Genomic DNA, 25,148 nt, shown 5'->3' with positions numbered 1-25,148 from the left:
CATGAACATACTGATTATCGGCGCCGCCGGCATGCTTGGCCGCAAGCTCGTCCAATCGCTCGTCGCCAAAACAAACCTGCAGGGTCGGCCGATCCGCCGCCTTGTCCTGGCCGATATCGTCGCGCCGGAACAGCCTGCATTCGACGGCGAGATCGAAACCGTCGCCGCCGATCTCTCGCTTCCGGGCACCGCCGAGCGGCTGATTCAGTCTCGCCCGGACCTTATCTGCCACCTGGCGGCCGTCGTGTCGGGTGAAGCGGAGGCCGATTTCGAAAAGGGCTACAGCGTCAATCTCGATGGCACGCGCTCATTGTTCGAGGCGATCCGCCTCGCCGGCAAGGACCGCCCCTATTGCCCCAAGGTGGTCTTCACCTCGTCCATCGTCGTCTTCGGCGAACCCTTGCCCGATATCATCGACGACAATCATTGCCTGACCCCGTTGACCAGCTACGGCACGCAGAAGGCTATCGGCGAACTGCTCCTGGCTGACTATTCCCGACGGGGCTTCCTCGACGGCATAGGAATCCGGCTGCCGACGATCTCGATCCGCCCCGGCAAACCGAACAAGGCTGCCTCCGGCTTCTTTTCCAGCATTCTGCGCGAACCGTTGATCGGCGAGGAAGCAGTCCTTCCGGTAAGCGAGAGTGTCCGGCACTGGTTTGCAAGCCCACGGGCTGCCGTGGATTTCATCATCCATGCAGCAGAGCTCGATACCGCGCGGCTCGGCTCGCGCCGTACCATCACCATGCCCGGGCTTTCGGCAACGGTCGGCGACCAGATCGAGGCGTTGCGGCGGGTGGCCGGCGATGGCGCCACGGGCTTGATCCGCCGCGAAGCCGACAAGGCCGTGGCCGATATCATCGCCGGCTGGCCACGGAGCTTCGACGCACAGCGGGCCGAAGAACTCGGTTTCAAGGCCGAAAAATCCTTCGACGACATCATTCGCGTTCACATCGAGGACGAACTCGAAAACGCGCTGCCCGCGCGGGAGCATGTTTGATGCTGCTGGGTGCGATAGCCGACGATTTTACCGGGGCAAGCGATCTCGCCAACACCCTTGCCAAGGGCGGCATGGCGACGACCCTGTTCGTCGGACCAACCGGAACGGCCGGCGCCTGCGAAGCCGGTGTCGTTGCACTGAAGACACGATCCGTTCCCGCAAGCGAGGCAGTCGAGCGATCCCTGGATGCAGCACGGTGGCTGCTGGCGCAGGGCTGCGAGCAGATCCTGTTCAAATATTGCTCGACCTTCGATTCCACACCGTCCGGTAATATCGGGCCTGTGGCCGAGGCACTGATCGATCTTCTCGGCTCCGATGTCGCGATCGTCTGCCCCGCCTTTCCGGCAACGGGGCGGCGGGTTTTCATGGGGCATCTCTTTGTCGGCGACAGGCTGCTCAGCGAATCGGGAATGGAGAACCATCCTCTCACCCCGATGACCGATCCGGATCTGCGGCGTTGGCTACGGCGCCAGACCCGCGGCGAGATTGGCTTTGTTTCGCTCGACGGTGTTCGCGCCGGAGCTTCATTTTTGACCGAAGCGTTCAACACCGAAAGCCATGCCTCCAGGCGGCTGGTGGTAACCGACGCCGTCACCGACGACGACCTGCGCATTCTCGGCAAGGCGGCGGCGCGTCACAAGTTGATCACCGGCGGCTCCGGCATTGCCATCGGATTGGCTCAGAATTTTCGCGACCGCGGTCTTTTATCCGATCGTGCTCCGCTTCTCTCCTTCGTCAGAGGAGCCGGCGTTGTGCTCTGTGGTTCCTGCTCGACCGCATCCCAAAGACAGGTCAGCTACCATCTCAGAGACAATCCCGGCCTTGCCGTTCATCCCGGCGAGTTGATGGATGGCCGGACAGAGGTTGCCCGGGTTGCAGACTGGGTGGGTGCACAGGAAGGCCGTGAGCCAATCGTTTATTCGACCGCCGATGCCAAAGCGGTTTCCGATGCGCAGGCGACCTATGGCCGTGAAGCGGTGGCATCGGCCATCGAACGGTTCTTCGGTGAGCTTGCCTGTACGCTTGCCGACGGCGGCATACGCCGCATTGTGGTGGGCGGCGGCGAGACGTCCGGCGCCGTCATTGAAGCGCTTTGCGTACAGAGCCTGCAGATCGGTGCGGAAATCGATCCGGGCGTTCCCGCACTCGTTTCGGACCGCAACGGCCCGATCGGCCTCGCCCTCAAGAGCGGCAATTTCGGATCTGAGGATTTCTTCACGAAGGCATTGCAAAAGGTAGGCCGCGCATGAACGAGAGCGACCTTCGAAACGATATGGTGAAATGGGGCCGGTCGCTGTTCGAGCGCGGCTTGACAGCCGGCTCCTCCGGCAATCTCTCGGTCCGACTGGCAGACGGCTACCTGACGACGCCCACCAATTCCTGCCTTGGATTTCTCGACCCGGCCCGGCTCTCGCGGCTGGACAGCGAGGGGCGCCTTCTCTCGGGCGATGCGCCGACCAAGGAACTGCCTTTACATTTCGCCTTCTACGAGAAGAGGCCGCAGGCGCGGGCCGTCGTGCATCTGCATTCCACCTATGCCACCATCCTTTCATGCCTTTCGGACGTCGATCCGGCCGATGCCATACCGCCGGTCACGCCCTATGTGGTCATGCGCGTCGGCCGGGTGCCGGTGGTTGCCTATACGCGACCGGGTTCGGCCGACATCAGGCCGCTGATCGGGAGGATCGCCGGCGCACATGCGGCGGCACTGCTGCAGAACCATGGTCCGATCGTCGCCGGTAACGCGCTGGATGCGGCGGTCTTTGCCATCGAGGAGTTGGAGGAAGCTGCCAAATTGGTTGTCCTGACACGCGGCATGGCCGTGCGGATGCTGAGCCCGGACGCGATCTCCGATCTCGATCAACATTTCCAGCTGAAGTGAGCCAATGCCAAAATTTTCCGCAAATCTCGGCTTCCTCTGGCCAGACCGCCCTCTCCTGGAACGCATTGACGCGGCCGCAAGGGCGGGTTTCAAAGCCGTCGAATTGCATTGGCCGTACGATGTCCCGCCGGATGCCGTACGCAATGCCTGCGCTGACCACGATCTTGTCCTGCTTGGACTGAACACCGCGATCGGTGACACCGGCAAGGGCGAATTCGGCCTTGCCGCCCTGCCCGGTCGGCGCGCCGATTTCGAAACCTCTCTCGATCAGGCCATAACCTATGCGCGCGCGTCCGGCGCGTCGTCCATCCACGTGATGGCGGGCGTGGTGGCGGCGAACGACAAGGCCGAAGCCCGGCGCGTGCTTGCGAAGAATCTGGCTCTGGCAAGCGAAAGGGCGCCCGACGTCACGCTATTGCTGGAACCCATCAACCAGCGTGACAAACCGGGCTACTTCTACTCGACGATCGGCGAGGCCGTATCGTTGATCGAGGAAATCGGCGCGCCCAATATCAAGGTGATGTTCGACGTCTACCATGTCGGCGTCAGCGAAGGCGACATCCTGAAAAAGCTGGAAAAATATCTGCCGGTCATCGGCCATGTGCAGATCGCCGCCGTCCCGAGCCGGGCGGAACCGGACGAAGGCGAGATTGCCTATCCGGCAGTGTTCACCGAACTGGACCGGCTTGGCTATGAGGGCTGGGTCGGCTGCGAATACAGGCCTCGGGCAGGAACGGATGAGGGGCTGGGGTGGATCAACGCTCTGGGGATTTCGCTTCAGACGATGACCGGATGACGAAATCGAGCGGGAGAGACCATATGCTTGCCACCAAAACAGTACTGACCATAGAGGCCGCCAAGGCGATTGCGGGGGCCTGCGAAGCCGAAGCGAAGGCCAAGGGGCTTCGTGTGGTGATCGCGATCGTCGATGATGGAGGGCATCTTATGCTTCTGCATCGCGACGACGGTTCACAGGTCGGCAGCGTCGAGATCGCGACGCTCAAGGCGCGGACTGCCGTTCTGTTCCGCCGGAACACGAAAACGTTCCAGGATGTCGTGGAAGGCGAAGGACGTTACGCGCTCCTTTGCATTCCCAACGGCATTCCGCTTGATGGCGGCGTCCTGCTGAAACACGGCGAGGAAATCATCGGCGCCATCGGGGTCAGCGGCGCAAGCGATGAGGATGACGGCGATATCGGCCGGATCGGTGCATCGCTGCTGACGTCTGCCGGATGATTTTCAAAGTCAACCACCATTGATGAATGACGGCCGGAGCCTGGCCGTCCGATACAGAATTTGGAGTATCCTAATGTCGATAACCAAGGAAACGCTGGCATTGACGCATGCCGGCGCGATGATTGCCTTGCAGGCCGCCATCGCCCATGCAGAGGAAATCCATGTCCCGCAATGTATCGTACTCGTCGATCCAAGCGGCGAGACTCTGGCAACGTTCAGGATGGATGGCGCGAAATATCTGAGCATGCACACGGCGCGGAGCAAGGCACGCACCGCCGCGTCGATCAATGCGCCGACCGGTGCCATGAACGTCGAGTTCGGCGTTGCAGCAGGAATCGCTTCCCAGGGCGGCGTGACCCACCTTCCCGGCGGCTTGCCCATTCGCTTCAACGGCCATCTCGTCGGTGCAATCGGCGTCGGGTCCGGAACCGGCGACCAGGATTTCGCGGTGGCGCGGGCTGCCCTGGAGGCCATCGGCGCGGAACCTGTCTGATCGTCCTTGACGCCTGTGCAGTGCGTCAAGCCTCTTCGGTACGATCATCGCGTGAATAGACGGCACATCGCAGGCAGCGCGTGCCCGGCCTCACCAAGTGCGTCTCCGCGGTCAATCTGGTTGTCCGAAGCTCCGTTGCCTGCACAGAAGCGCGACTACGCCTTGAATGGATAAAATCGAACATGACTACTCGAGCGAATGATCGGTTGAAATATGCTGCCTCGCCCGCGCAATCGCTTCGTCCAGTCGCGCGCGGGAAACAGCCGCGAGTCGCTCGACGCCAAGCAGCCGGGCCAGATCTCGCGGCGGATCTGGCTGCTCCATGAGGCCGGGATTGTCCAGCACCACGAAGGCAAGTTCCGCAAGCGGAATATCGGCGATCGACCTGCGTGCTTCCTCGCTGGCTGGCTGCCGGTAGGAAGTAATCTCCGAAACGGCTCCCGCTTTCCAGACGAATTCGCCGCTCGATTCTCTGGTCGTGTCGAAACCACGGAGATGGAGGTCGATCCTCTCTCGGATTCGACCGCCGGTGCGCAACCAGCCATGCGCGCGCGATAGCCGCTGTGCAAGTATGTCCGTGCGCAGCGGGCTTTCGGTTTCAATGACCCTTTCGATCATCCCCCGCAGAGTGTCCCTGTAGCCGAATTCGAAGAACTGATCGGGATCGGCTCGGAAGCTGGAGAGATCGGCGACATGGTATCGCCGCTCATCCGAAGCTTCGCCGCCAAACGAAGAGGCAGGTGGTTGCGCTTCCGCCGTTCCAGACGTGCTGGGCAATGGCTGCGTCTCCACGGAGACGAGGTCGGTTTCGACGACTGCTGGAAACAACGCAAGCTGCTCGACAGAAGCGGCGGCTGCCTCGTCACGGATTTCGTCGATCCCCTCCACCTCGTGCCCCATATCCCAATGGGTCGCGGTGTCCTCCGACTCAGTCGTGCGATGCGCCCTGCTTTCCTCCAACAGAGCTTCCAGGCCGGCATGAAGCCGCTCGGCGCAACCGGCTGCATCGAACCACCAATCGGTCGACCACACGCGCAATATATTCCAGCCAAGCCCCCTCAGCACCTGTTCTCGAACTTTGTCACGGTCTCTTGCAGTGGCCGATCCATGATAGGTGGCGCCGTCGCATTCCACGCCCGCCAGATAGGTACCAGCCAGATCCGGATGGCGGATACCGAAATCGATCCGGAATCCGGAAATGCCCACCTGCGGCACCACTCTCCAGCCGCGCCGCTCCAATTGCGCAGCGACGGCCTCCTCGAAAGGGGACTCGAAACCGCCGACAGACCCGATATCCTGGGTCGGCAGGGCAATTGCGCCACGCTCGGCGTAATCGAGGAACGTCTTCAGATGGTGTACGGCAAGCGCCTTGGTGCGGGTCGGGTCGATCTGGTCAGCGGTGAAACCCGAGAAGACGATGAGCTCCTGCCGCGCACGCGTCACAGCAACATTGAGGCGTCGCTCGCCACCGTCGCCGTTGAGCGCGCCGAAATCCATTGTCAGCTTGCCGGCGGCGTCCTTCCAGAACGTGATCGAAAAAAGGATGACGTCCCGCTCGTCGCCCTGCACGTTTTCCAGGTTCTTGATGATCGTGGGTTCGACCCGTTCCTCGGCAAAGAACCACTCGAGTTCGGGATCGTCTCGGCGCGCTGCATCGAGGAGATCGAGGATCAGCGACTGCTGCTGTGCGTTGAAGGTGATCACTCCCAGCGTCGGGCGGTCTTTTTCAGGCAGTTTCAACCACCCCTTCATTCGCGCAACGGCTTCTTTCGTGACGGCTTCCGCCTCTATTCGATTGGTTCGGCTTTTCCCACGGTCGTAGATGCCAAGAGGTATCTTCCGCAGATGTACGGCGCGATCTTCTACGGCCGGCGATGGAAACGTCACCAGACGATTCTGGTAGTAGTGATGATTGGAGAAGGCGATCAGGGACTCGCTTCGGCTGCGGTAATGCCATCGCAGATCGCGGATCGGAATGCCGGCCGCTTTCGCCTCGTCGAGAATGCTCTCCAGATCCTTTTCGTGATCGGCGACTTCCTCCTCTTCCTCGTTGCGTCCGAAGAAGTTCGTCGGCGGCAACTGCTTCGGGTCACCGACAATGATGGTCTGGCGCGCCCGCGCGATGGCACCGACAACATCCCACGTTGTGATCTGCGACGCTTCATCGAAGATCACAACGTCAAACAGCGCCTGGTTGGTCGGGAGATACTGGGCGATGGAGAGCGGCGACATAAGCATGCAGGGTGCGAGCTTGGCAAAGCTCTGCGGCATCTTGCCAATCATGTCTCGTATCGACTGGCTCGGACGCTGCAACTCCATCTGGTAGCGCAGCAGCCCGAGCTCCGAATTTCGTGGAACGGTCTGCACGGGCGGTAATCCGTGGGCGATCACACTGATGACGCGCGCGGTGGCATGCGATCGTACGAGATCGTCGATTTCACGAAATTCACTGATTGCGTTTTCATGCTGGAAACGCCGAAAATCCCGCAGAACAGGGTCGGCATCGAGCACCTTGGGAAGCCACCACCGGGCATAACCGAGGCGAAACGCAGCGCGCGCTTCATCGGGCCGGATCACCCCGCTCTCAATTTTCTCCACCAGGGAGGACAGGTTCGCTTGCATTGCCCGGCTTCTGATCCGGCACCAGGCTGACCAATCGCGAAGCAGATGTCTTGCTCTGACGAGAGCGTCAAGTTTCTCCCTGAGCGTCGCAAGATCGCCCGTGCCTTTTTCAGCGAAGCTGCCCTGCCCTGCGATCGTGCCAAAGCGCTGACTTGATTCTTTCAAGCCTTCAGCTGCAGCAAGAAGCCTGTCTCCCGCCTGCCGGACCCGATCGCTTTCAACCACTGCGCGGAGAGACGGCGCAATGCTGCGGAGCACCGATCGTATCTCCTCCTGATCACGTCCCGGAAGGGGCATGGTGGCGCGAAACTCCCGTGCAAGCTCGAGAATTTCCGCGACGGCTCCGACATCCGTATCGAGGCCGTCTACCGGCAAAGGTTTTCCGTTCAAGAGATTCTGGTCGATCGCCGATAGGCAATCCTTCATGCGGCGCAAAAGCGGGAGATCCAGTTCAGGTTGCGCGGTACCTTGAGCGGCATAGCTTTGCAGGAGCTTCTGGACCTTGCGTTTGCCGAGCAGCGCGTTGGGCCAGAACGAGGCGTTCGCCTCTCGCCACTGGCGGTCCAGCATATCCGCATCGAGGTCGCGGACGGCGGAGGCAGCATAAGATGCCGCAAGTCCCCGCTCCGCTTCGCGGTAGGCCCTAATGGAGTGCCCAAGGCCCTCCAGCGCCTCGGCGCATCGCGCGAAATCCCGATCGTAAACGATCGTAATGTCGCGACCGCGGCATTTCCGCAGTGCCTCTGCAAGAACTGCCAGGGCCTGGAGTTCTGTTTCTGACGACTGTTCCTGCGGTTTGAGGCCGAGACTCGCGAGATATCCATGGACTGAGCTGGCCAGCAAATCGATCGAATTCTGCAACGATTGTGCGGCCGCGAACAATCCATCCTGCCAGCTGGAACTCCATTCGTTGACATTGACGAGGTCCAGTGCCGGCTGCCGCTCGACCGATGCGAACACGAGACCAAGTTCGCCGGCAAGATCTTCAAGCTCGCGGAGAGTGTGAGCGTCGTGAGCGTCCCGTTCCGGCCATGACAGGGTTGGTGCCGGGGCCTCCATGGCCTTGAGCGCTACTCCCAATGCCAGATAAGGCATCCATCCGTTCGAATAAGAATTATGCAAGGCTTCGACATAGGCATTGAGCTCGTCACGGCGCAGTCGAAGACGCTTGTTGATCGCAACCCACTCGGACGCGTCGGTTCGACCGCCATGATCCCAGGCTGCCTTGAGCTGTCCGAGGAAATGTCGGCGATCAGCCTTGTTTGAATGCAATTCGATGCAGTGATCTCCGAGGCCATGCGTGCGCAACCGGCGATAGACAACGTCGAGCGCGGCCGTCTTTTCAGCGACGAACAGAACCGTCTTCCCCACCGCGAGACAGTTGGCGATCATGTTGGCGATGGTCTGGCTCTTGCCCGTACCGGGCGGACCGACAATGACGAAGTCTCGCCCTTCGGCAGCCGCGAGGCTTGCCGCTGTCTGCGATGAATCTGAAGGAAGAAGGCAAATGATGTCTGCTGGTGCATAGGCACGGTCGAGGTCACGCTCGTCGCAGAACCTCGATTGTCCGCCGCCTTCGCGGAAAGCGTCCTCCGGCGTATCGATCAGATGGCGGACCACCCTGTTCTCGCGAAGCGCCTCGGTGCGTTCGACCAGATCCTTCCACATGAGGAATTTCGCAAAGGAGAAAGTCGATAATGCCGTCTCGTCCACAACTTCCATGCCTGGAACGTCGCGAATCGCCTGCCTCATCATGGCGAGAACACGCGGCACATCCACCCCATTGTCGTCGATCGGCAAATCGCCGCCGAACTGGGGAAGGGTCAGGTCGAAATCTCGCTCCAGGAATTGAAGAAGGGTCGCATTGAAGCGCGGCTCATCCTCGTGAAAGCGGCTCGGCATCGCGCTCGAGCGCATCAGGCCGGGCCATCCGCAAGAGAATGGCCGGCATGAGCGCATGCACCTGACGCTGAAGAAAGAGGCGACCAGACGGCTCGGCATCGCGCTCGAGCGCATCAGGCCGGGCCATCCGCAAGAGAATGGCCGGCATGAGCGCATGCACCTGACGCTGAAGAAAGAGGCGACCAGGCCACCTGGCAGAAATATCCTGCAGCAACAGGCCCGCTTCGATGCGTTCGTCAGCGAATTCAATACCAAGCGGCCGCATGAAGCCCTGGCGATGAAGACGTCGGTCGATTTCTACGCGCCATCGGCGCGCCGATATAACGGGCTGCCGGAGATCGACTATCCTTTCCACGACCGGGACGCACTGGTGACCCATTGCGGACGCATCTGCATCTACCGCAAGAAGATCAACATCTCGACTGTGCTGGCCGGACAGAAACTCGGAATCAAGGAAGTCGACGACGGCATTTGGCTCGTCAGCTTCATGCACTATGATCTGGGATATATCGACCTGGAGCAGAGGACTTTGCAAACCATCGACAACCCGTTCGGCACGAGGTTGTCACCGATGTCTTAGGTACGAGGTGTTACCTATGTCTCCGGGTCGGACAAGGAAATTCTTGGTAGTGGACGCAGTCCGTAGCGAGGAGCAGAGGACTTTGCAAACCATCGACAACCCGTTCGGCACGAGGTTGTCACCGATGTCTTAGGTACGAGGTGTTACCTATGTCTCCGGGTCGGACAGTCCAACGAATGGCGGAGAGGGTGGGAAGAGGTATATCAAAAATTCTCTATAATATCATTAATTTAAATGGGGACGAGGCTGCGGTCAAGTAGCAGCAAAGGTAGCAATTTATAGACGCGCCTTGAATACCATCCATGTCGTGTGGAGTTGGAGATGGACTACGTGAAGCCTTTCTTCTGTTAGACCCGACGCCGGATCATCTTGAGACGCCAATGCAGGCTGTTGCCTTCGATCGGCACCACCCTTAGAAGTGGCATAACCTTTGGTTCGGCTCATGTTCGGACGCCACGGTACTAAACCGCTTTTTAGGACTTGCTTTAATGCAATCAGAGAACCCAATGACAGCCTTCCCAATAACGCAGTTCTCCGTTTTTTCTTTGCTGGGGGATAAGAATTACACGCTGAACGTTGGGGGTGGTGCAAGTATAATTGTAGGACCGAATGGCGCCGGAAAAAGTAATTTTCTTAGTATATTGTATTTGGTTTTGTCTAGGCAGTGGGCAAAACTCGCCGATTTCAAATTCGACAGCATTTACTTGAGGGCTAACGACTCGGATATTCGGGTCAGCAAAGATGACATACTCGAAGTAATGTCATTCGTGGGCGACTCCCCTCGTTTCCGAAGTTTTTATTTGCACCTTGTTGAGACCAATAAGATCGGAAGCTTTATCGCATCAGACGTAGTGTCCTACGCTGATCAGAAGCAATACTCGGACATGTTTCGGATACCGACGGGCAGCGTGAAAACATTTCACGCGAGCCTCAAGGCTGAGTTGAAAGACGCCAAGGGCCTTCTTGCACTTGAGAGCTTCATCGAAAGCCTGAACCTCGGGCTGGTGATCTATATGCCGACCTATCGACGAATCGAGAAAGACCTCAGAGCGTTCATCCCGGACACTGATACGATTCCCCGCCGACCTCCTGTCGAGAAGTCGCCTCGCTCGGGCTCTTGGATCGAGGTGATCGGAGCTGGGATGGGTGATGTAAAAAAACTGATCGACCTAAAAATACAATCGATTGCAATTGCGAAGCAGCGCACAACCGAGCGCGCAGCTCAGGAGTACATTCTTGATCTTGTTCGCGGCTCTATCTCGACGTTTTCACTCAACCGGTTGAAGGACATCGATGAACAGTCGCTGATATCGTTCATCGACTCCTTGGACAACTCAGTCTTCAGCCAGAACGAAAGAAAGCAACTAAAAAACAAGATTCTGAGCTTGCGGAACAGAACTAAAGGTCAGCCAAAGGCGGAAGACCGCTACCTAGGGCTTTATGTCGAGAAACTAGTTCAAGCGCAGGAGAGGATTAGTGCCCTAGAGGAGCCCTTGAAGCGCTTATCGGTTTTGGCTAATAAGTATATCGGTGTAGATAAGAAATTCAATTTTATTGCATCGTCTAGATTCACTTCGGTGCACAGAGATCAAGAAGAAGTTGAGTTAGATGGACTTTCGTCTGGGGAGAAGCAGGTTATCGCGATGTTTGCTTATCTCATACTATCCGTTGATTCAAACTGTGTGTTAGTTGTTGATGAGCCGGAGTTGTCACTTTCAGTGCCGTGGCAAAAAACGCTTCTTCCTGACATTCTTGCTACTGATAAATGCGCCCACGTTTTCGCTGTTACTCACAGTCCATTCATATTTGCGAACAATCTTCGCGAATGCCTGATTGATACGGAAAGCATGAGTGCTGACTGACATGAGCTGGGCACAAGAATTACTTAGGGAGCAGGACGCTCCGTACGCTAAACTTACCGAACTTCTGCAGTTAGATTATGTGGATTACGAGTACATAGTCGCCGTAGAGGGAAAAGACGATATCGAATTTTACTCAGACTTTTTGGAAGCAGAGCTTGGTGCCAATTTCCTTCCATTCAGTTGTGAGAACAAGCACGGCGTCCTTAACATGAAGGAAGCCTGCACATCTTATGATTGGGTTATCAAGCCAAAATTTATCTACATCTGCGATAGAGACTATGATGGGTACATAGGAAAAATAGTGGACGGGGTTTATTACACTGACCATTACAGTATTGAGTCAGAAGTCTGTAAAGGTGAGATGGCTGGCTATGCGATCCGCCGAGAGGTCAATCCGCGTCCGTCATCGAAGGTGGTGGCGAAAGTAGTATCGGAATTCGAAGTCGAATTGCAACGATGCGCGCTGCACCTAAAACGTATCTCGTGTTTGATGATCGAAATCCGCCATCGAAATCTTCATCCAGACTTCGATCAATGTTCGATCACGGACTTCTTTGAACTCACTCAAGGCGCCATAGATTGCAAAGAAATTGATTATGAAGCGATACTGGCACGCTGGGGCGTCGAGCAGCCAGATTTATTAGAGGCGTCGCTAGCTTGGGAAGCGACTCTTTTAGACGAGAACTACAGAGACTGGATTCGAGGAAAGTACCTGATCCGGGTTGCACGGAAATGCTTAGAGGTCATATCGAGGAAGAGATGGGCAGAAGCGTCTCTTCGTTGTTCGGGTTTCCTTGGCAAGACAGCGTTCAAGTCTGTGAAGGTCGTCTTCAAGGAAATACCTTCCTTAACCGAAAACATGCGGCTGCATGCTTCACCCGACGTCAAAGCGGCTTAGGTGTCGTCCTCCAGATCATCACTCCCCGCTTACGCGCCTCCTTGGTAAGCGAGCGACCAATCTGGCAGCGCCAAATGTAGGGTAATGGCTTGCTGTTTAACGAAGCGGGCGTGGGTCAACTTCGTTTTCGCGACCATTAGCTTACCGCCGCGCACAATATTGCTCACCGCAGCCAGCGACATCCACCCCTTTATATATTTACTAATATATACTTCTCTCCCAATCGATGCTCCAGTCGATCACGGATCGAGGGCTGTCGAGCATTTCAGATATCTCCCACACAACACGCTCGTCGTCCCCCTTTCGGCGCGCCGACGTGCTCACTTCGAAATGAGCACGCGGCGGTTCGCCGACAATTTCAAATGACGGGGTTCCGAGAAGTCGTTGCGCCTCCTCCATGTCCGAGATTGCGACGGAAACGACGATCCGGGGGAGCCATGTTCCGTAGCCATTCGATCGTAGCATTCTCTCTTTCCTTCCAATCGTCCGATCTTGTCAGAGGGTACATGTCTGTTTGCAATGTCTGCCAGAATGGGTAATTCGGTGAAGATGGCGGATAGAAATTGTAAGGGGAGTAGTTCGTATTATTGTTGTCCAGCTTCACACCGAACTTCAGCGCATAATGAAGAAATCTCGTCATGCCGCTTTCGCAATCGAAGGGCTCAAGCGTGATGAGTGCTATCTCTCTCGTGGGATTGGTGATCTCGTACGAGCCGTCCAGTTGTAAGAAACGAGCATTGGCGATCGCAAAGTTTGCCAGTGTCGTTTCGTGGAACAAGATGCCGCCGTGACCATGTGGATCGCTTGTCACGACATCGTAGGAGCCGTGCCTTGTTCCCTCGATATCGAAGCCTAGAAATGACATTGGCAGAAACTTCATGTTCCTAGACGTCAGCTTCCGATTGTCCATACACTGGTGACCGAGAACGTCATTGTAGTAACTACTAAAATGCTTTTTCAGATCATCTTGCGCTTGGTTGATTGTTTTATAGCGCGAAGACTTTCTCAATATAACTGTGGTGGAGAACGTATGTCTCGATAGGTAATTATCTTGTGCACCGACTGATGTGTCGAGTTGGTTGCGTATATCGAATATAACCTTCTTTTTGAATGTATCTAATATCCAGTTTGTTAGTATCTTCTGATTCTTATCTTTCATGATGTTTGTTTTTGGTATGATAAACAATTGTGCATCTCGTAAGAGATGGACAATGCTATTCCTATTGGGGGTGGGAGAAACCCACGATCGATCTTGATCGGCTCGGGGGCGGCAATATCTCTTCACTATGGACCTGAACACCCAAAGCCCACAGAATGAGCTGACAGATCAAGGGCATCCTGACAAGATGCCGCTGTCGATATTTAGGTCGCAAGGGAGTTTTGGATTCGCTTTAAGCGAGTCTTCAGTTGCTATTATATAATAGATTTGGTTTGATGTAAATAGATATATTCTATTTTCTCAAAATATACCGATATTAAATTGACCGACACCAAAATTAGTACCGCGAAAATTTAGAATTATTACGAATTACTTGGGAATGATTAGTCATTCGAATTTTTACGAATGAGCATTTTCACGATGACGCTTTGCAATCTTGGCAACAGTGGGGCGACTGACCTTCATGGAGTTCATGATAAAGGTGTAGCTACGTCCCGCCTTCAGCATAGCACCAATGCCTTCATTGCGTGCTACGTCTTCCTTGCGCCCGGTGTAACGTCCTTCTGCTTTGGCTTTCGCTTGCCCTTGTTCAACACGTCTACGGCGATCCTCGTAGTCTTTCCGTGCCACAGCTGCGAGCACATCCAACATCATCTTATTGATGGCTTCGAACATCCGTTTTGTGAATTCGTCTGTCTTTTCCGAAGCCATTGTCCACGAGGTAGGCAAGTCTAGCGATACGATCCGAATTCCTCGTCTATCGATCTCGACGCAAAGCTTTCTCCAGTCTGATTCAGTCAGGCGGCTGATGCGGTCAACTTGCTCGGTCAACAAAATGTCGTTTGGTTGGCAATCGTTCAGCAGCTCGAACAGTTTCGGTCGGTCTAGTTTCGCGCCGCTTTCATTCTCGGTGTAGAATTTGGCGATCTTCAATCCCCGCTCATCCGCAAAGGCTTGAAGCTCGGTGCGCGCGCGGTTTGCGTCTTGTTCGTTCGTCGATGCTCTTAGATAGACCCTTACTAACACAAAACCCTCACCGGTTAATTTAGGATGGTTAAGTGATATACGGTATAGTATGAATAGTCAATTAGTGGATTTGGGTGGCTAATCGGGCGGTGAACTTAGGGCACAACCTAAATGAATGCTCGCAATGCGAGGCCGCATCGAAGCGATCGTTTCACTGCCTGATCATGCGTTCAGGAAATCGGGGGCACAGAACAAGACATCGATACTGTTCTTCCGCAAGTTCACTACAGTGGAGAAAATCCGGGCAGACAGGATTATATCCGAAAGTCTTGACGCTGGCGCCACCTTGGACAACGCGATAGGCAATATGCTTCAGCAAATGCCCTACAAGATATTCTTAGCTGAAGCAGGCCACGTTGGCTATACGACTACTGGCGCGTCTAGTGATTTGAATGATCTTTATAATGGAGCGGAGGGTGGTTTCTTAAATAGGGAGCAGGAAGGTTCGATTCTTGGCGAATATCGTAAATTTCAAGAACAACCCGACAACTATGGGGGTCGAAGGTTACCTGACTGCATAGCGTTAGACTCACGCGCAGTCTGGGACGCCCATCCCAGTCATCGACTGGATCCAAAATATCACCTTTTTAAGCATGAGGAACTAGAAGCTATTCCCGACGGATGGCGGCAAGAGCGGATAGGTGCAGTCATGCGCCGCCGGGAAGAAGTTGTTCATCCGGAGAATGCGCCGGATCAAGAAGTGCAAGTCATGACTATTTCACAAACGGGCGAGATTCGTCGCCGGGCAGCTGGGAAAGGCAGGAACCCTCCCGAATGGCTTGGGATGTATTTCGAGGAGAGCCCCTCGACTTGGTACCAAGCCAGACAGGGAGACGTCGTATATTCGTCTATCGACCTTTGGAAGGGCTGTGTCGCTGTCGTGCCTGAAGCGATGGACCATGCGCTAGTTACCAAGGAGTTTCCTATCTACGAAGTCACGGACGAAAACTTGGACCCCGACTTCCTCTCGATCCTGTTACGAAGCAGGTATTATCAGCGAGCTTTTCGCGCGATCACGACTGGGCACAGCAACAGGCGTCGAACGCAATCTGAAGATTTTGAAAATCTTGAAATTGCTTATCCTCCAAACCGAATTGAACAGAGGGAGTTGATCGAGGAAATCATGGTCGCTCGAAACGCCCATAGAGGAGCAACGGGCAAACTGGCGGAGGAGTTGCTAAAATTCAGCGATCTTATCGATGGACGGGGGGACGAGGAGCTACCGGACCTCGAAGACCCTGTTGCTGAGGAAAGGCCTGATGATCAATAATTCTTTCCTTCGGTCACGTAGACTCTTTTGTGTTGGAAATGCTGCGAGGGTCTTTGGATGTCCTGCTCAAGATAAAACTGATCCAAGTTTGCGGTTTTTCGGCGAAAGGCAGTAGCGAGGACAGCGTCCGATTTAAGTTAACACGCAAGGCGGTCGACAAATTTCTCGTGCCGTCTTGTAGACAATTTGGAATAAGTGGAAGGAAAGGTCTTGGAAGTCAAAGTCGAGTTTGAATCTTCAGCCTCGTCTCTGCGGCTGACAAAAAGTCTGCGTCGAAGAGTTGCCGCCATGGCTCCTTCAAAACAAGTGCTTCAACAGTGAGATCTTTCTTACCCATCAAAAATAGCCGCGTGAAACCGTCGGACTGCGAATTCGCAAGTACAAGCCTTCGCGCCGTCTCCATGGCACCGAGTCTGCTCAACATGTCGCCGAAAGCATGAGGCGTGTAGCCCGCCTTTTGCGCCTCCACATAAATTCCTCGCATCGCCCGACCGAATTGCCGAATAAGTCGCTCGCGATCTACACTGGAAAGTGACAATGAGGGCGTTGTTTCCGGCTTAACTTTTTCCGCAACGGGCGGTCGAATTTTCGATCGCTTTCGCCAGTTTTCTTCCGCGCGCTGCAAAGCCGTATCATCCACTGCCACCGATTCCGAAAACAGTACATTGAACCACGCGTCCGTCTCAACCAATATGCGAGGATCGGTAAGAAGCACGTTAGCTTCTGCCCAACCTTGCAGCTCACTGCCTTCCACCGCCAATCCGTTGGACGAGGCGTTCGACGAACCGATGACTGCCTTGTCGGCTGACCAATAAACCTTAGCATGCAAGCGAGCGTTTGTTCGTACCTCGACATTGCGCGACAGTGATAGGAGCTTTTTGATTTCAGTGGGATTGCAAGCGCCAGATTCCAGATTACACACTATGCTTGCTCTGAGCCCGGGTCGATCCAGACCGAGCATCTCAACCGCCCCCTTTCCCCAGAAGGCCACTGCAATTTTCACCGCTGCTGATTTCCGGATGATATCCGCGATCAGCAGCGGTGAGGTCTGTTCCGTTAGAAGTTGCATGTATCCGCTATCCTTCAAGCAAGGGGCTTTGTTCCAGACCGTCTGCTAAACAACAGTGACCTATCGAATAGCCAGAATAAATTGCACATTCCGCCGCCAGTGTTAATCAAGCAGCGCTAATTCTTCATCGATCCTCTTACGGTTCTTCGTATGAATAATGGCGGCATCGAAGAAATTATTCCGCTTTAAAAGTTTGATAAGGTGATCATAAATGCTGAAGAATTCCGTACGGGCATTATTATCTATAATGAGATTTTCGTATTCAAATTTGAGCATAGCATATTCCAATTGCGGAACATGACCGGTACATAATATATCGAATTCATTGTGGTCATCTTGCGTGTTTAAGTTTGAGGGTGTTATTTGATGAGTTCAAAAAATTATTTAAACGGTCTCGCCCAACGCTTTGACAAGTGCGTCTCGCTTGTTCTCAAGGGTGAAACCCAAACCGTAGTGCATGCTAAAGCCTTTCGATTCGTGACCAAGAATCGCGTTTTTTAAAGTATCTTCACAACCTGACTGGCGAAGTCGGTCTGCCATACGGTGCCGGTAACTATAGGTCGTTTTATCCACGACCTGCCGCACGATCTTGTTTGATGACGCGGAAAGCACCTCGCTGCCATTGTCCCTGCGATATTTCGGGAAACCACCGGAAAATCGCCTCATCGCGTCCAACGCCCGCCCCACCAAAGGTATGTCTCTGTGCCGGTCGCCGCCAGATTTGACTTGTTGGCGCATTTCGTTGTCGGCAATTCGGATGTACGGTACGGGCGCGTTTAAGAAAATATCGGAGGGCATGAGCAGGCAGATTTCCTTAGATGTCGCGCCCGTATTTTGCATCACCGCGTTGATAGCCTTTAGCTCGCCATTGGCATTGCTTTTGGCGATTTGATCCGCGACCAGCTTTATTTCTCCTTCGGTAAACGGCGGTCTCGCTCGCTTGCCCTCTTTGTGTTCTATTTTCACCTTTTCGAACGGATTCGGTTTGTCGTGCTGCTCCTCAGCGAGATAGACTTTTCCGACAATTAACTTTAGCCACATCAACTTTTTATTCGCAGAAGATGCGAGCAGCTCCTTCGCAGCAACCTTCGCTGTCAATTTCTTGCTGAACGCGAAAGCATCGCGCTTCCTCAGGCTGAGAATATCGAGATCGCCCATTTCACTAACGAAGCGTTCAACCGCTTCTTCATACGGGCGAAGCTTCTTAGTACGTTCTCTAGCCCTAAGGCGCATCCATTTATCATCAGAGAGTTCTTTAAACCGCTCCAAGGCTATAGTCATCGGTAGAGGGGGAACTGAAGTTACGCCACCTACCGCCGCCACCTCAACTATCTTGGGCGCCTTCAGTAGTCGTAGGCTCATTAGACCGTCAGAAAGCATGCGCAGCGATTCACGAACTTCAGCATTCAAGACCGACTCTGCTGGTGTGTATGCCTTCATGCCGAGTGCCACTGCGGTTGCAGCGACAGTTTCTGGCGTCATCTCTCCAGCGGTTGGCGCACCGCCGAAAAGCTTGCGATAATAGCGAGCGCGTTCAACTGAGCGTGCTGTTGCCTCAAGAATGTCAGCGGTACCAAGTGCCTCCCAAATTTGCGCTCTGCCGAAGCGAGTGCGCTGGTTGGTCGGAACAGCAATCTTAAAGGAGTATGTTTCACCCCGTTTAACAACGTATTTAAGTTTCATCTCATTTGCTTCCATTTGCGTTTCCATAGGTTTCCGGCGGCTGACTGCGCGTTTTGGCAGCTCAGCATCGGATGTAATTTTGATTTGAGGGATGTGGCGAGGCGTTTGCACCGGCTCCCGGTGCTGTCTCGTCATCAACCGTGTAACAGGACTGCCACCGCGTCGTCAACAAAAAAATTCTACAATAATCGATTTTTTTCATTTGAAACAGCAGAATTTGAAATGATTTTAGATTTTCATTCCAAAACTGACCCGACATGTTCTTACTACGATTTAAGAGTCGTGCGGAGGGGGCTGACCTGCCGCGCGCGGCAAGAACGGGCACTGGCAAAGTAGCAGACGCGGTAGCACCGCACGCCACTTTCATCTTAAATAATTGAATATATTGCATATTTTGGCGGAGAGGGTGGGATTTGAACCCACGATACCCTTGCAGGTATGCCGCATTTCGAGTGCGGTGCATTCGACCACTCTGCCACCTCTCCGGATGATTTGGTCGGCGCTTTTGCGCGAGGCGGTTCATAGCGGCAGTTTGCCGGGATGACAAGAGGGGTGATCGCGGAATATCAGGTCGATGCGCGCCTTTCGCCTTGACAGTTTTATCGGCTTCACGTAATTCGCGCAATCGAAGTGGTGTGGCATGTCCTCACCGCGCCGGGTGTCTTTTGCGCCCGTTCACCGGCAAGGTTCAGGCCTTGTCATGTCCGACTGAAGAAAAAGACGGCCCTGCCCGATGGTAGAGAGCCGGAACGAACATGAAAGGATAAAAAATGTTCGCAGTCATCAAGACCGGCGGTAAGCAGTACCGCGTGGCAGCCAACGACGTCCTGACGATTGAAAAATTGGAAGGCGCTGCAGGCGACAAGATTGAATTCACCGAGATCCTGATGGTTGGCGTCGGCGCCGACGCGACCATCGGTGCTCCGTTTGTCGAAGGTGCCGTTGTCAGCGCCGAAGTTGTGGAACACGGCCGCGCCAAGAAGGTCATCGCCTTCAAGAAGCGCCGCCGCCAGAACTCCAAGCGCACCCGCGGCCATCGCCAGCATCAGACGACCGTCCGCATCCTGGACATCGCTGCTGTTGCCGGCGCGAAGGCGAAGAAGGCTTCCAAGAAGTCTGACGACGCTGCCGCTGAAGCTGCAAACTGAGCAACGGATCAAAAGGTTTAAAGGAGAACACCCATGGCACATAAAAAAGCTGGCGGTTCCTCGCGCAACGGTCGCGATTCACAGTCCAAGCGCCTCGGCGTGAAGAAGTTCGGTGGCGAAGTCGTCATTCCGGGCAACATCATTCTGCGCCAGCGCGGAACGCAGTGGCATCCGGGCAGCAATGTCGGCCTCGGCAAGGACCACACGATTTTTGCGCTTACGGCCGGCAATGTGAACTACCGTACCAAGGCCAATGGCCGCGTCTACGTGTCTGTAATGCCGAAAGCCGAAGCAGCGGAATAAGCCGGTAGCGCTCTAAAACAGCCGGCGTCTCATCGACCCGGCTGACGCTTACCGTTCAGGCCAAGATCAAAAGGGGAGATGGGGCAATGCCCGATCTCCCCTTTTTCACGTCTTGGAGGACTGAACATGCAAAGCGAATTGTTGAGGGAGGGCCAGTCGCTGTCTCCCCAGGAGAGGCTGAGGCCTCAGCGGTCAAGGACCGATTGCCCGATATTGTTATCGCCAAGGCTCGTTCTGCGCGCGCCCCATGAAGACGATATCGACGCCCTTGCCCATCTTGCCAACAATGCCAATATCGCCACCATGGTTTCGCGCATGCCGCATCCCTATACGGTGGCCGATGCCGCGGATTTCGTGCGACGCACGAAGACAGGCACGATTGGTAAGTGCGTCTATGCGATTACCAAAGCGGATAATGGCGCATTCCTCGGCTGCTGCGGTATCGAACCGCATCCGGACGGCAGGACGGCGGAACTCGGCTATTGGCTGGGCGAACCGCACTGGAATGACGGCTATGCCACGGAAGCCGCGCAGGCGCTCACCGACATGGCCTTCCGCACCCGCGATATCGACCAGATCGATGCGCGCTGCCGGGTCATGAACGTCGCCTCGCGGCGGGTGATCCAGAAATGCGGCTTCCAGTTCCAGGGCTCCGGCATGGTCGACAGCTTGGCACTGGGCGGCATGATGGCGGTCGAATGGTATCGGCTTGATCGCAAGACCTGGATGTCGCTCAGAAGCTGGGGAGGTCTGCGATGACCACCCATCTTCGCGAACGGCCGAAAGATGCGGCACGCCTCGATCCCGGCCCCTGCCCGGTCATCGAAACGGCGCGGCTGCGGCTGCGGCCGCACCGGCTTTCCGATGCGGACGCGATCGCGCAGACGCTCGGCGACTACCAGGTCTCGCGCATGCTGGCGCGGGTGTCGGCGCCCTATCACCGGGCCGATGCGCTCGATTGGCTCGTCCGCCAGGGCGCCGGGCTCGTTCCCGGCTGGACGCTGGCGATCACTGAAGGCGACGATGTCCATATCGGCTGCGTCGGCATTGAGCTGCGGCATGGCCAATGGCATATCGGCTATTGGCTGAACCGCTTCTACTGGAACCGCGGCTATGCCGGCGAGGCGGTGCATGCGGCGATCGAGCGTTTCTTCCGGCGCATGCCCGGCACCGATCTTCATTCCGGTGTCTTTGCCGACAATGCGGGATCGCTGAAACTGCAGAAGAAGCTCGGTTTCGAAATCACCGGCTGCGCGCAGATTTATGCGCTCGCCCGCAATGGAATGGTCAGCCACATCGAAACCCGCCTGACAGTGGCCGATTTGCGCAGGCCTTGAACGATGACCGGCCGGCGCGCTCTCGCCGGCCGTTTCTTTTTGACAGCGACATGCCGGCGGACGACGCAGCAAAGGCCCGACACCCCGGGGTGTCGCGGCTCTGGACTTCACGATAATCTTTGACCTGACAGGCAGGCGCCTATATCGATGGCGGCACAGAGGGCAGGCAAGACACCCAACAGATGGCAGTACGATGAAATTTCTCGATGAAGCAAAAGTCTATATCCGCTCCGGCGATGGCGGCGCCGGTGCGGTGTCGTTCCGGCGCGAGAAATTCATCGAGTTCGGCGGTCCGGACGGCGGCGACGGCGGCCGCGGCGGCGATGTCTGGGTTGAGGCCGTCAATGGCCTCAACACGCTGATCGACTTCCGCTTCCAGCAGCATTTCAAGGGCGGCACCGGCATTCACGGCATGGGTCGCAACCGCACCGGCGCCGGCGGCGCCGATGTCACCTTGAAAGTGCCCGTCGGCACCCAGATTTTCGAGGAAGATTCCGAGACGATGATCATCGACATGATCGCGGAAGGCCAGCGTTTCCGGCTGGCCGCCGGCGGCAATGGCGGTTTCGGCAACACCCATTTCAAATCCTCGACCAACCAGGCGCCGAACTGGGCCAATCCCGGCCTTGAAGGCGAGGAAAAGACCATCTGGCTGCGGCTGAAGCTGATCGCCGATGCCGGTCTGGTCGGGCTTCCCAATGCCGGAAAGTCGACCTTCCTTGCCACCACGACGCGGGCCCGGCCGAAGATCGCCAATTATCCCTTCACGACGCTGCACCCCAATCTCGGCGTGGCGACGATCGATGGCCGCGAATTCATCCTGGCCGATATTCCCGGCCTGATCGAAGGCGCCCATGACGGTATCGGGCTCGGCGACCGTTTCCTTGGCCATGTCGAGCGCACCCGCGTCCTGCTGCATCTCGTTTCCGCCCAGGAAGAGGATGTCGCCAAGGCCTACAGGACCGTGAAGCACGAGCTGGAAGCCTATGGCGGCGAATTGCTGGACAAGCCGGAAATCGTCGCATTGTCGCAGATCGACATCCTGGATCCGGATGAGATGAAGGCCAAGCAGAAGGCGCTCGCCAAGGCCTGTGGCCAGACACCGCTTCTCCTGTCGGCCATCGCCGGAACCGGCATGACCGAGACCCTCCGGGCCCTGCGTGACATCATCGTCGCAGCCCAGACCTATACTGGCGAAGAAGACTGACATGGCCGCCACGCGCAAACCGCTGGAAAAATACCGCCGGATTGTGATCAAGATCGGCTCGGCCCTGCTGGTGGATCGCAAGACCGGCCTGAAGAGGGAATGGCTGAACGCGCTCTGCGCGGATATCGCAGCCTTGCGGGCAAAGGGCGTCGAGGTGCTCGTCGTCTCCTCCGGCGCCATCGCGCTCGGCCGCTCGGTGCTCGATCTTGCGCCGGGCCTCCTGAAGCTCGAGGAAAGCCAGGCGGCGGCGGCCGTCGGCCAGATCGCCCTTGCCCGGGCCTGGTCGGAAAGCCTGTCGGCGGACCAGATCGTCGCCGGCCAGATTCTCCTGACGCTCGGCGACACCGAGGAACGCCGCCGCTATCTCAATGCCCGCGCCACGATCAGCCAGCTCCTGAAGATGGGCGCCGTGCCGATCATCAACGAGAACGACACGGTCGCCACCTCGGAAATCCGCTACGGCGACAATGACCGGCTGGCGGCAAGGGTCGCGACCATGACGGGCGCCGACCTTTTGGTGCTGCTCTCCGATATAGACGGGCTCTATACCGCGCCGCCGCATCTTGATCCCGACGCCCGCTTTCTCGAGACGATCACCGAAATCACCCCGCAGATCGAGGCGATGGCGGGCGGTGCTGCCTCTGAATTGTCGCGCGGCGGCATGCGCACCAAGATCGATGCCGGCAAGATCGCCACCGGCGCCGGCTGCGCCATGATCATTGCCTCCGGCAAGGTCGATCACCCTCTGAAAGCGGTCGATCAGGGCGCCCGCTCCTCCTGGTTCGCGCCCTCCGGCTCGCCGGTGACGGCACGAAAGACCTGGATTGCGGGACAATTATTGCCCGCCGGCAGCCTTGCCGTCGATGCCGGCGCGGAGACCGCGTTGCGCTCGGGAAAGAGCCTTCTCCCCGCCGGCGTGCGCGAGGTCACCGGCACCTTCAGCCGCGGTGATACGATCGCCATTATCGGGGGCGAAGGCCGCGAGATTGCCCGTGGGCTTGCCGGCTACGATGCCGATGAAGCGCGCCAGATCGCCGGCCGGAAATCGGCGGACATCGCCCTCATCCTCGGCTATGCCGGGCGTGCCGCCATGGTGCACCGCGACGACATGGTGATGACCTCTTCCGCCCGGCACGACACCGACATGGCAAGGAGCGATGTCCATGCTTGACGATGTGAGGAAGAAGGAAATCCAGGAGATCATGGCGGTCATCGGCCGGCAGGCCCGCGCCGCCAGCCGCCCGCTTGCCACCGCATCGGCCGAACGCAAGCATGCCGCGCTCGTCAGCATGGCCGCCGCCATCGTGGCGCGCAAGGACGATATCCTCGCCGCCAATGCGCTCGATCTCGTCAATGCCCGCGAAACCGGCGTCGCCGCCTCTTTCCTCGATCGCCTGACCCTGTCTGAAGCCCGCGTCCTCGATATGGCCAATGCCATCCGCGCCATTGCCGAACTGCCGGATCCGGTCGGCGATATCATTTCCGAATGGGATCGCCCGAACGGCCTGCATATCGAGCGCGTGCGCACGCCGCTCGGCGTCATCGGCGTCATCTATGAGAGCCGGCCGAACGTGACGGCGGATGCGGGCGCGCTCTGCCTCAAGGCCGGCAATGCAGTTATCCTGCGCGGCGGCTCCGACAGCCTTCATTCATCGCAGGCGATCCATTCCTGCCTTGTCGAGGGCCTGCAGGATGCCGGCCTTCCGGAACATGCGATTCAGATGGTTCCAGTCGCCGATCGTCTCGCGGTCGGCGCCATGCTGACCGGCCTTGGTGGCTCGATCGACGTGATCGTCCCGCGGGGCGGCAAGAGCCTCGTCGCCCGCGTCCAGAACGAGGCGCGGGTGCCGGTCTTTGCCCATCTCGAAGGTCTCTGCCACGTCTATGTCGATGCGTCCGCCGATCTCGACATGGCCAAAAACATCGTCGTCAATGCCAAGATGCGCCGCACCGGCATCTGCGGCGCGGCCGAAACCCTGCTGATCGACCGCAACAACGCCGGCAGGCTCGTGGCGCCGCTGGTCTCGGGCCTGCGCGAAGCCGGCTGCGAAGTCCGTGCCAGCGATGAGGTCCGGGCACTCGTGCCGGGGCTGATCGCGGCGACGGAAGAGGACTGGGCGACGGAATATCTCGACGCGATCATTTCGGTGACGCTGGTCGATGGTATCGTCGGCGCGATCGAGCACATTGCCGAATGGTCCTCGTCGCATACCGAAGCCATCATTGCCGAAGACCAAGCCGTCGTCGAGCGTTTCTTCGCGGAGGTCGATTCGGCCATCCTGCTGCACAATGCCTCGACCCAGTTTGCCGATGGCGGCGAGTTCGGCATGGGCGGCGAGATCGGCATCGCCACCGGCAAGATGCATGCGCGCGGACCGGTCGGCGTCGAGCAGCTGACCTCGTTCAAATACAGGGTGCGCGGCACCGGTCAGGTCCGGCCATAAGGTGCATTCTGGCGACGTCGATCCGTT

Annotated in this window: 19 protein-coding genes, 1 tRNA gene and 3 pseudogenes; 17 read left to right on the top strand and 6 right to left on the bottom strand. The window is 56.9% G+C overall.

From position 1 onward, the window contains the following. The first annotated feature begins 1 nt into the window (after position 1). The 6 genes from denD to ASD31_RS16285 all read left to right on the top strand — a co-directional run bounded on the left by denD (position 2) and on the right by ASD31_RS16285 (position 4,611). The gene (denD, locus tag ASD31_RS16310; protein WP_056335960.1) at positions 2–1,000 is read left to right on the top strand and encodes a D-erythronate dehydrogenase; all 999 of its coding nucleotides are present in this window, start codon (positions 2–4) and stop codon (positions 998–1,000) included. Then, on the top strand, positions 1,000–2,250 hold the full coding sequence (gene otnK, locus ASD31_RS16305; protein WP_056335958.1) for a 3-oxo-tetronate kinase: 1,251 nt from the start codon (positions 1,000–1,002) through the stop codon (positions 2,248–2,250). Before denD ends, otnK begins: the two co-directional genes overlap by 1 nt. Beyond that, the gene (locus ASD31_RS16300) at positions 2,247–2,882 is read left to right on the top strand and encodes an aldolase (protein WP_056335954.1); all 636 of its coding nucleotides are present in this window, start codon (positions 2,247–2,249) and stop codon (positions 2,880–2,882) included. The genes otnK and ASD31_RS16300 overlap by 4 nt, the downstream gene beginning before the upstream one ends. A gap of 4 nt (positions 2,883–2,886) precedes the next feature. Then, the gene (locus ASD31_RS16295) at positions 2,887–3,678 is read left to right on the top strand and encodes a hydroxypyruvate isomerase family protein (RefSeq protein ID WP_056335952.1); all 792 of its coding nucleotides are present in this window, start codon (positions 2,887–2,889) and stop codon (positions 3,676–3,678) included. 23 nt (positions 3,679–3,701) lie between these two features. After that, positions 3,702–4,118, top strand: a complete 417-nt coding sequence (locus ASD31_RS16290) for a GlcG/HbpS family heme-binding protein (protein ID WP_056335950.1) — start codon at positions 3,702–3,704, stop codon at positions 4,116–4,118. A gap of 73 nt (positions 4,119–4,191) precedes the next feature. Further along, positions 4,192–4,611, top strand: coding sequence for a GlcG/HbpS family heme-binding protein (locus ASD31_RS16285; protein WP_056335947.1), 420 nt, complete (start codon positions 4,192–4,194; stop codon positions 4,609–4,611). A gap of 186 nt (positions 4,612–4,797) precedes the next feature. Here ASD31_RS16285 and ASD31_RS16280 read toward each other — a convergent pair. Further along, a pseudogene (locus ASD31_RS16280) lies at positions 4,798–9,144 on the bottom strand (DUF3320 domain-containing protein); the annotation flags it as partial. Positions 9,145–9,223: 79 nt separating this feature from the next. Between ASD31_RS16280 and ASD31_RS16275 the strand changes: the two are divergent. The 3 genes and pseudogenes from ASD31_RS16275 to ASD31_RS16265 all read left to right on the top strand — a co-directional run. Next, a pseudogene (locus ASD31_RS16275) lies at positions 9,224–9,715 on the top strand (integrase core domain-containing protein); the annotation flags it as partial. Positions 9,716–10,221: 506 nt separating this feature from the next. Then, complete coding sequence (locus ASD31_RS16270) at positions 10,222–11,577, top strand: AAA family ATPase (protein WP_162251165.1); 1,356 nt, start codon at positions 10,222–10,224, stop codon at positions 11,575–11,577. Next, positions 11,567–12,475, top strand: coding sequence for a DUF4435 domain-containing protein (locus ASD31_RS16265; protein ID WP_156392689.1), 909 nt, complete (start codon positions 11,567–11,569; stop codon positions 12,473–12,475). Before ASD31_RS16270 ends, ASD31_RS16265 begins: the two co-directional genes overlap by 11 nt. A 358-nt stretch (positions 12,476–12,833) precedes the next feature. Here the strand turns inward: ASD31_RS16265 and ASD31_RS16260 are convergent, their stop codons facing one another. Further along, the gene (locus tag ASD31_RS16260; RefSeq protein ID WP_156392688.1) at positions 12,834–13,634 is read right to left on the bottom strand and encodes a hypothetical protein; all 801 of its coding nucleotides are present in this window, start codon (positions 13,632–13,634) and stop codon (positions 12,834–12,836) included. A 399-nt stretch (positions 13,635–14,033) separates the two neighbouring features. Continuing rightward, positions 14,034–14,660 (bottom strand): recombinase family protein, encoded by a 627-nt coding sequence (locus ASD31_RS16255; protein WP_056335936.1) that lies wholly within the window; start codon positions 14,658–14,660, stop codon positions 14,034–14,036. A gap of 124 nt (positions 14,661–14,784) precedes the next feature. On the opposite strand from ASD31_RS16255, the gene ASD31_RS16250 reads away from it, so the two are divergent. Further along, positions 14,785–15,930, top strand: coding sequence for a hypothetical protein (locus tag ASD31_RS16250; protein WP_056335932.1), 1,146 nt, complete (start codon positions 14,785–14,787; stop codon positions 15,928–15,930). A gap of 217 nt (positions 15,931–16,147) precedes the next feature. Here ASD31_RS16250 and ASD31_RS16245 read toward each other — a convergent pair whose 3' ends face one another. The 3 genes from ASD31_RS16245 to ASD31_RS16235 form a co-directional block, all read right to left on the bottom strand. Then, positions 16,148–16,999 carry a phospholipase D family protein gene (locus ASD31_RS16245; protein ID WP_056335929.1) on the bottom strand — a complete coding sequence of 284 codons (852 nt, stop codon included), beginning with the start codon at positions 16,997–16,999 and terminating at the stop codon, positions 16,148–16,150. A 384-nt stretch (positions 17,000–17,383) separates the two neighbouring features. Further along, complete coding sequence (locus tag ASD31_RS16240) at positions 17,384–18,697, bottom strand: site-specific integrase (protein WP_056335927.1); 1,314 nt, start codon at positions 18,695–18,697, stop codon at positions 17,384–17,386. A 380-nt stretch (positions 18,698–19,077) separates the two neighbouring features. After that, positions 19,078–19,167, bottom strand: a tRNA-Ser gene (locus ASD31_RS16235). A gap of 285 nt (positions 19,168–19,452) precedes the next feature. Between ASD31_RS16235 and rplU the strand changes: the two are divergent. From rplU to ASD31_RS16200, 7 genes and pseudogenes are all read left to right on the top strand, one after another. After that, positions 19,453–19,761: pseudogene (rplU, locus tag ASD31_RS16230) on the top strand (50S ribosomal protein L21); the annotation flags it as partial. Between the two features lie 102 nt (positions 19,762–19,863). Then, positions 19,864–20,133, top strand: coding sequence for a 50S ribosomal protein L27 (rpmA, locus tag ASD31_RS16225; RefSeq protein ID WP_056335922.1), 270 nt, complete (start codon positions 19,864–19,866; stop codon positions 20,131–20,133). Between the two features lie 126 nt (positions 20,134–20,259). Further along, a complete protein-coding gene (locus tag ASD31_RS16220) occupies positions 20,260–20,892 on the top strand; it encodes a GNAT family N-acetyltransferase (RefSeq protein WP_056335919.1) in 633 nt (210 codons plus the stop codon). Beyond that, on the top strand, positions 20,889–21,470 hold the full coding sequence (locus ASD31_RS16215) for a GNAT family N-acetyltransferase (protein ID WP_056335916.1): 582 nt from the start codon (positions 20,889–20,891) through the stop codon (positions 21,468–21,470). The genes ASD31_RS16220 and ASD31_RS16215 overlap by 4 nt, the downstream gene beginning before the upstream one ends. A 193-nt stretch (positions 21,471–21,663) precedes the next feature. Then, positions 21,664–22,677 carry a GTPase ObgE gene (obgE, locus tag ASD31_RS16210; RefSeq protein WP_056335913.1) on the top strand — a complete coding sequence of 338 codons (1,014 nt, stop codon included), beginning with the start codon at positions 21,664–21,666 and terminating at the stop codon, positions 22,675–22,677. Between the two features lies 1 nt (position 22,678). Next, on the top strand, positions 22,679–23,848 hold the full coding sequence (gene proB / locus ASD31_RS16205) for a glutamate 5-kinase (RefSeq protein WP_056335909.1): 1,170 nt from the start codon (positions 22,679–22,681) through the stop codon (positions 23,846–23,848). Further along, complete coding sequence (locus ASD31_RS16200) at positions 23,841–25,121, top strand: glutamate-5-semialdehyde dehydrogenase (RefSeq protein WP_056335906.1); 1,281 nt, start codon at positions 23,841–23,843, stop codon at positions 25,119–25,121. Before proB ends, ASD31_RS16200 begins: the two co-directional genes overlap by 8 nt. The last annotated feature ends 27 nt before the right edge of the window (positions 25,122–25,148 follow it).

This window comes from Rhizobium sp. Root482 (assembly GCF_001426565.1).
GTDB lineage: Bacteria > Pseudomonadota > Alphaproteobacteria > Rhizobiales > Rhizobiaceae > Pararhizobium.
This window is presented reverse-complemented; position numbering and strand designations above follow the sequence as displayed.

Bases quoted from the DNA above. Each gene is read 5' to 3' on its own strand.
- denD (WP_056335960.1), top strand. From the start codon at position 2: ATGAACATACTGATTATCGGCGCCGCCGGCATGCTTGGCCGCAAGCTC.
- otnK (WP_056335958.1), top strand. From the start codon at position 1,000: ATGCTGCTGGGTGCGATAGCCGACGATTTTACCGGGGCAAGCGATCTC.
- ASD31_RS16300 (WP_056335954.1), top strand. From the start codon at position 2,247: ATGAACGAGAGCGACCTTCGAAACGATATGGTGAAATGGGGCCGGTCG.
- ASD31_RS16295 (WP_056335952.1), top strand. From the start codon at position 2,887: ATGCCAAAATTTTCCGCAAATCTCGGCTTCCTCTGGCCAGACCGCCCT.
- ASD31_RS16290 (WP_056335950.1), top strand. From the start codon at position 3,702: ATGCTTGCCACCAAAACAGTACTGACCATAGAGGCCGCCAAGGCGATT.
- ASD31_RS16285 (WP_056335947.1), top strand. From the start codon at position 4,192: ATGTCGATAACCAAGGAAACGCTGGCATTGACGCATGCCGGCGCGATG.
- ASD31_RS16270 (WP_162251165.1), top strand. From the start codon at position 10,222: ATGACAGCCTTCCCAATAACGCAGTTCTCCGTTTTTTCTTTGCTGGGG.
- ASD31_RS16260 (WP_156392688.1), bottom strand. From the start codon at position 13,634: ATGAAAGATAAGAATCAGAAGATACTAACAAACTGGATATTAGATACA.
- ASD31_RS16250 (WP_056335932.1), top strand. From the start codon at position 14,785: ATGCGAGGCCGCATCGAAGCGATCGTTTCACTGCCTGATCATGCGTTC.
- ASD31_RS16245 (WP_056335929.1), bottom strand. From the start codon at position 16,999: ATGCAACTTCTAACGGAACAGACCTCACCGCTGCTGATCGCGGATATC.
- ASD31_RS16240 (WP_056335927.1), bottom strand. From the start codon at position 18,697: ATGGAAGCAAATGAGATGAAACTTAAATACGTTGTTAAACGGGGTGAA.
- rpmA (WP_056335922.1), top strand. From the start codon at position 19,864: ATGGCACATAAAAAAGCTGGCGGTTCCTCGCGCAACGGTCGCGATTCA.
- ASD31_RS16220 (WP_056335919.1), top strand. From the start codon at position 20,260: ATGCAAAGCGAATTGTTGAGGGAGGGCCAGTCGCTGTCTCCCCAGGAG.
- ASD31_RS16215 (WP_056335916.1), top strand. From the start codon at position 20,889: ATGACCACCCATCTTCGCGAACGGCCGAAAGATGCGGCACGCCTCGAT.
- obgE (WP_056335913.1), top strand. From the start codon at position 21,664: ATGAAATTTCTCGATGAAGCAAAAGTCTATATCCGCTCCGGCGATGGC.
- proB (WP_056335909.1), top strand. From the start codon at position 22,679: ATGGCCGCCACGCGCAAACCGCTGGAAAAATACCGCCGGATTGTGATC.
- ASD31_RS16200 (WP_056335906.1), top strand. From the start codon at position 23,841: ATGCTTGACGATGTGAGGAAGAAGGAAATCCAGGAGATCATGGCGGTC.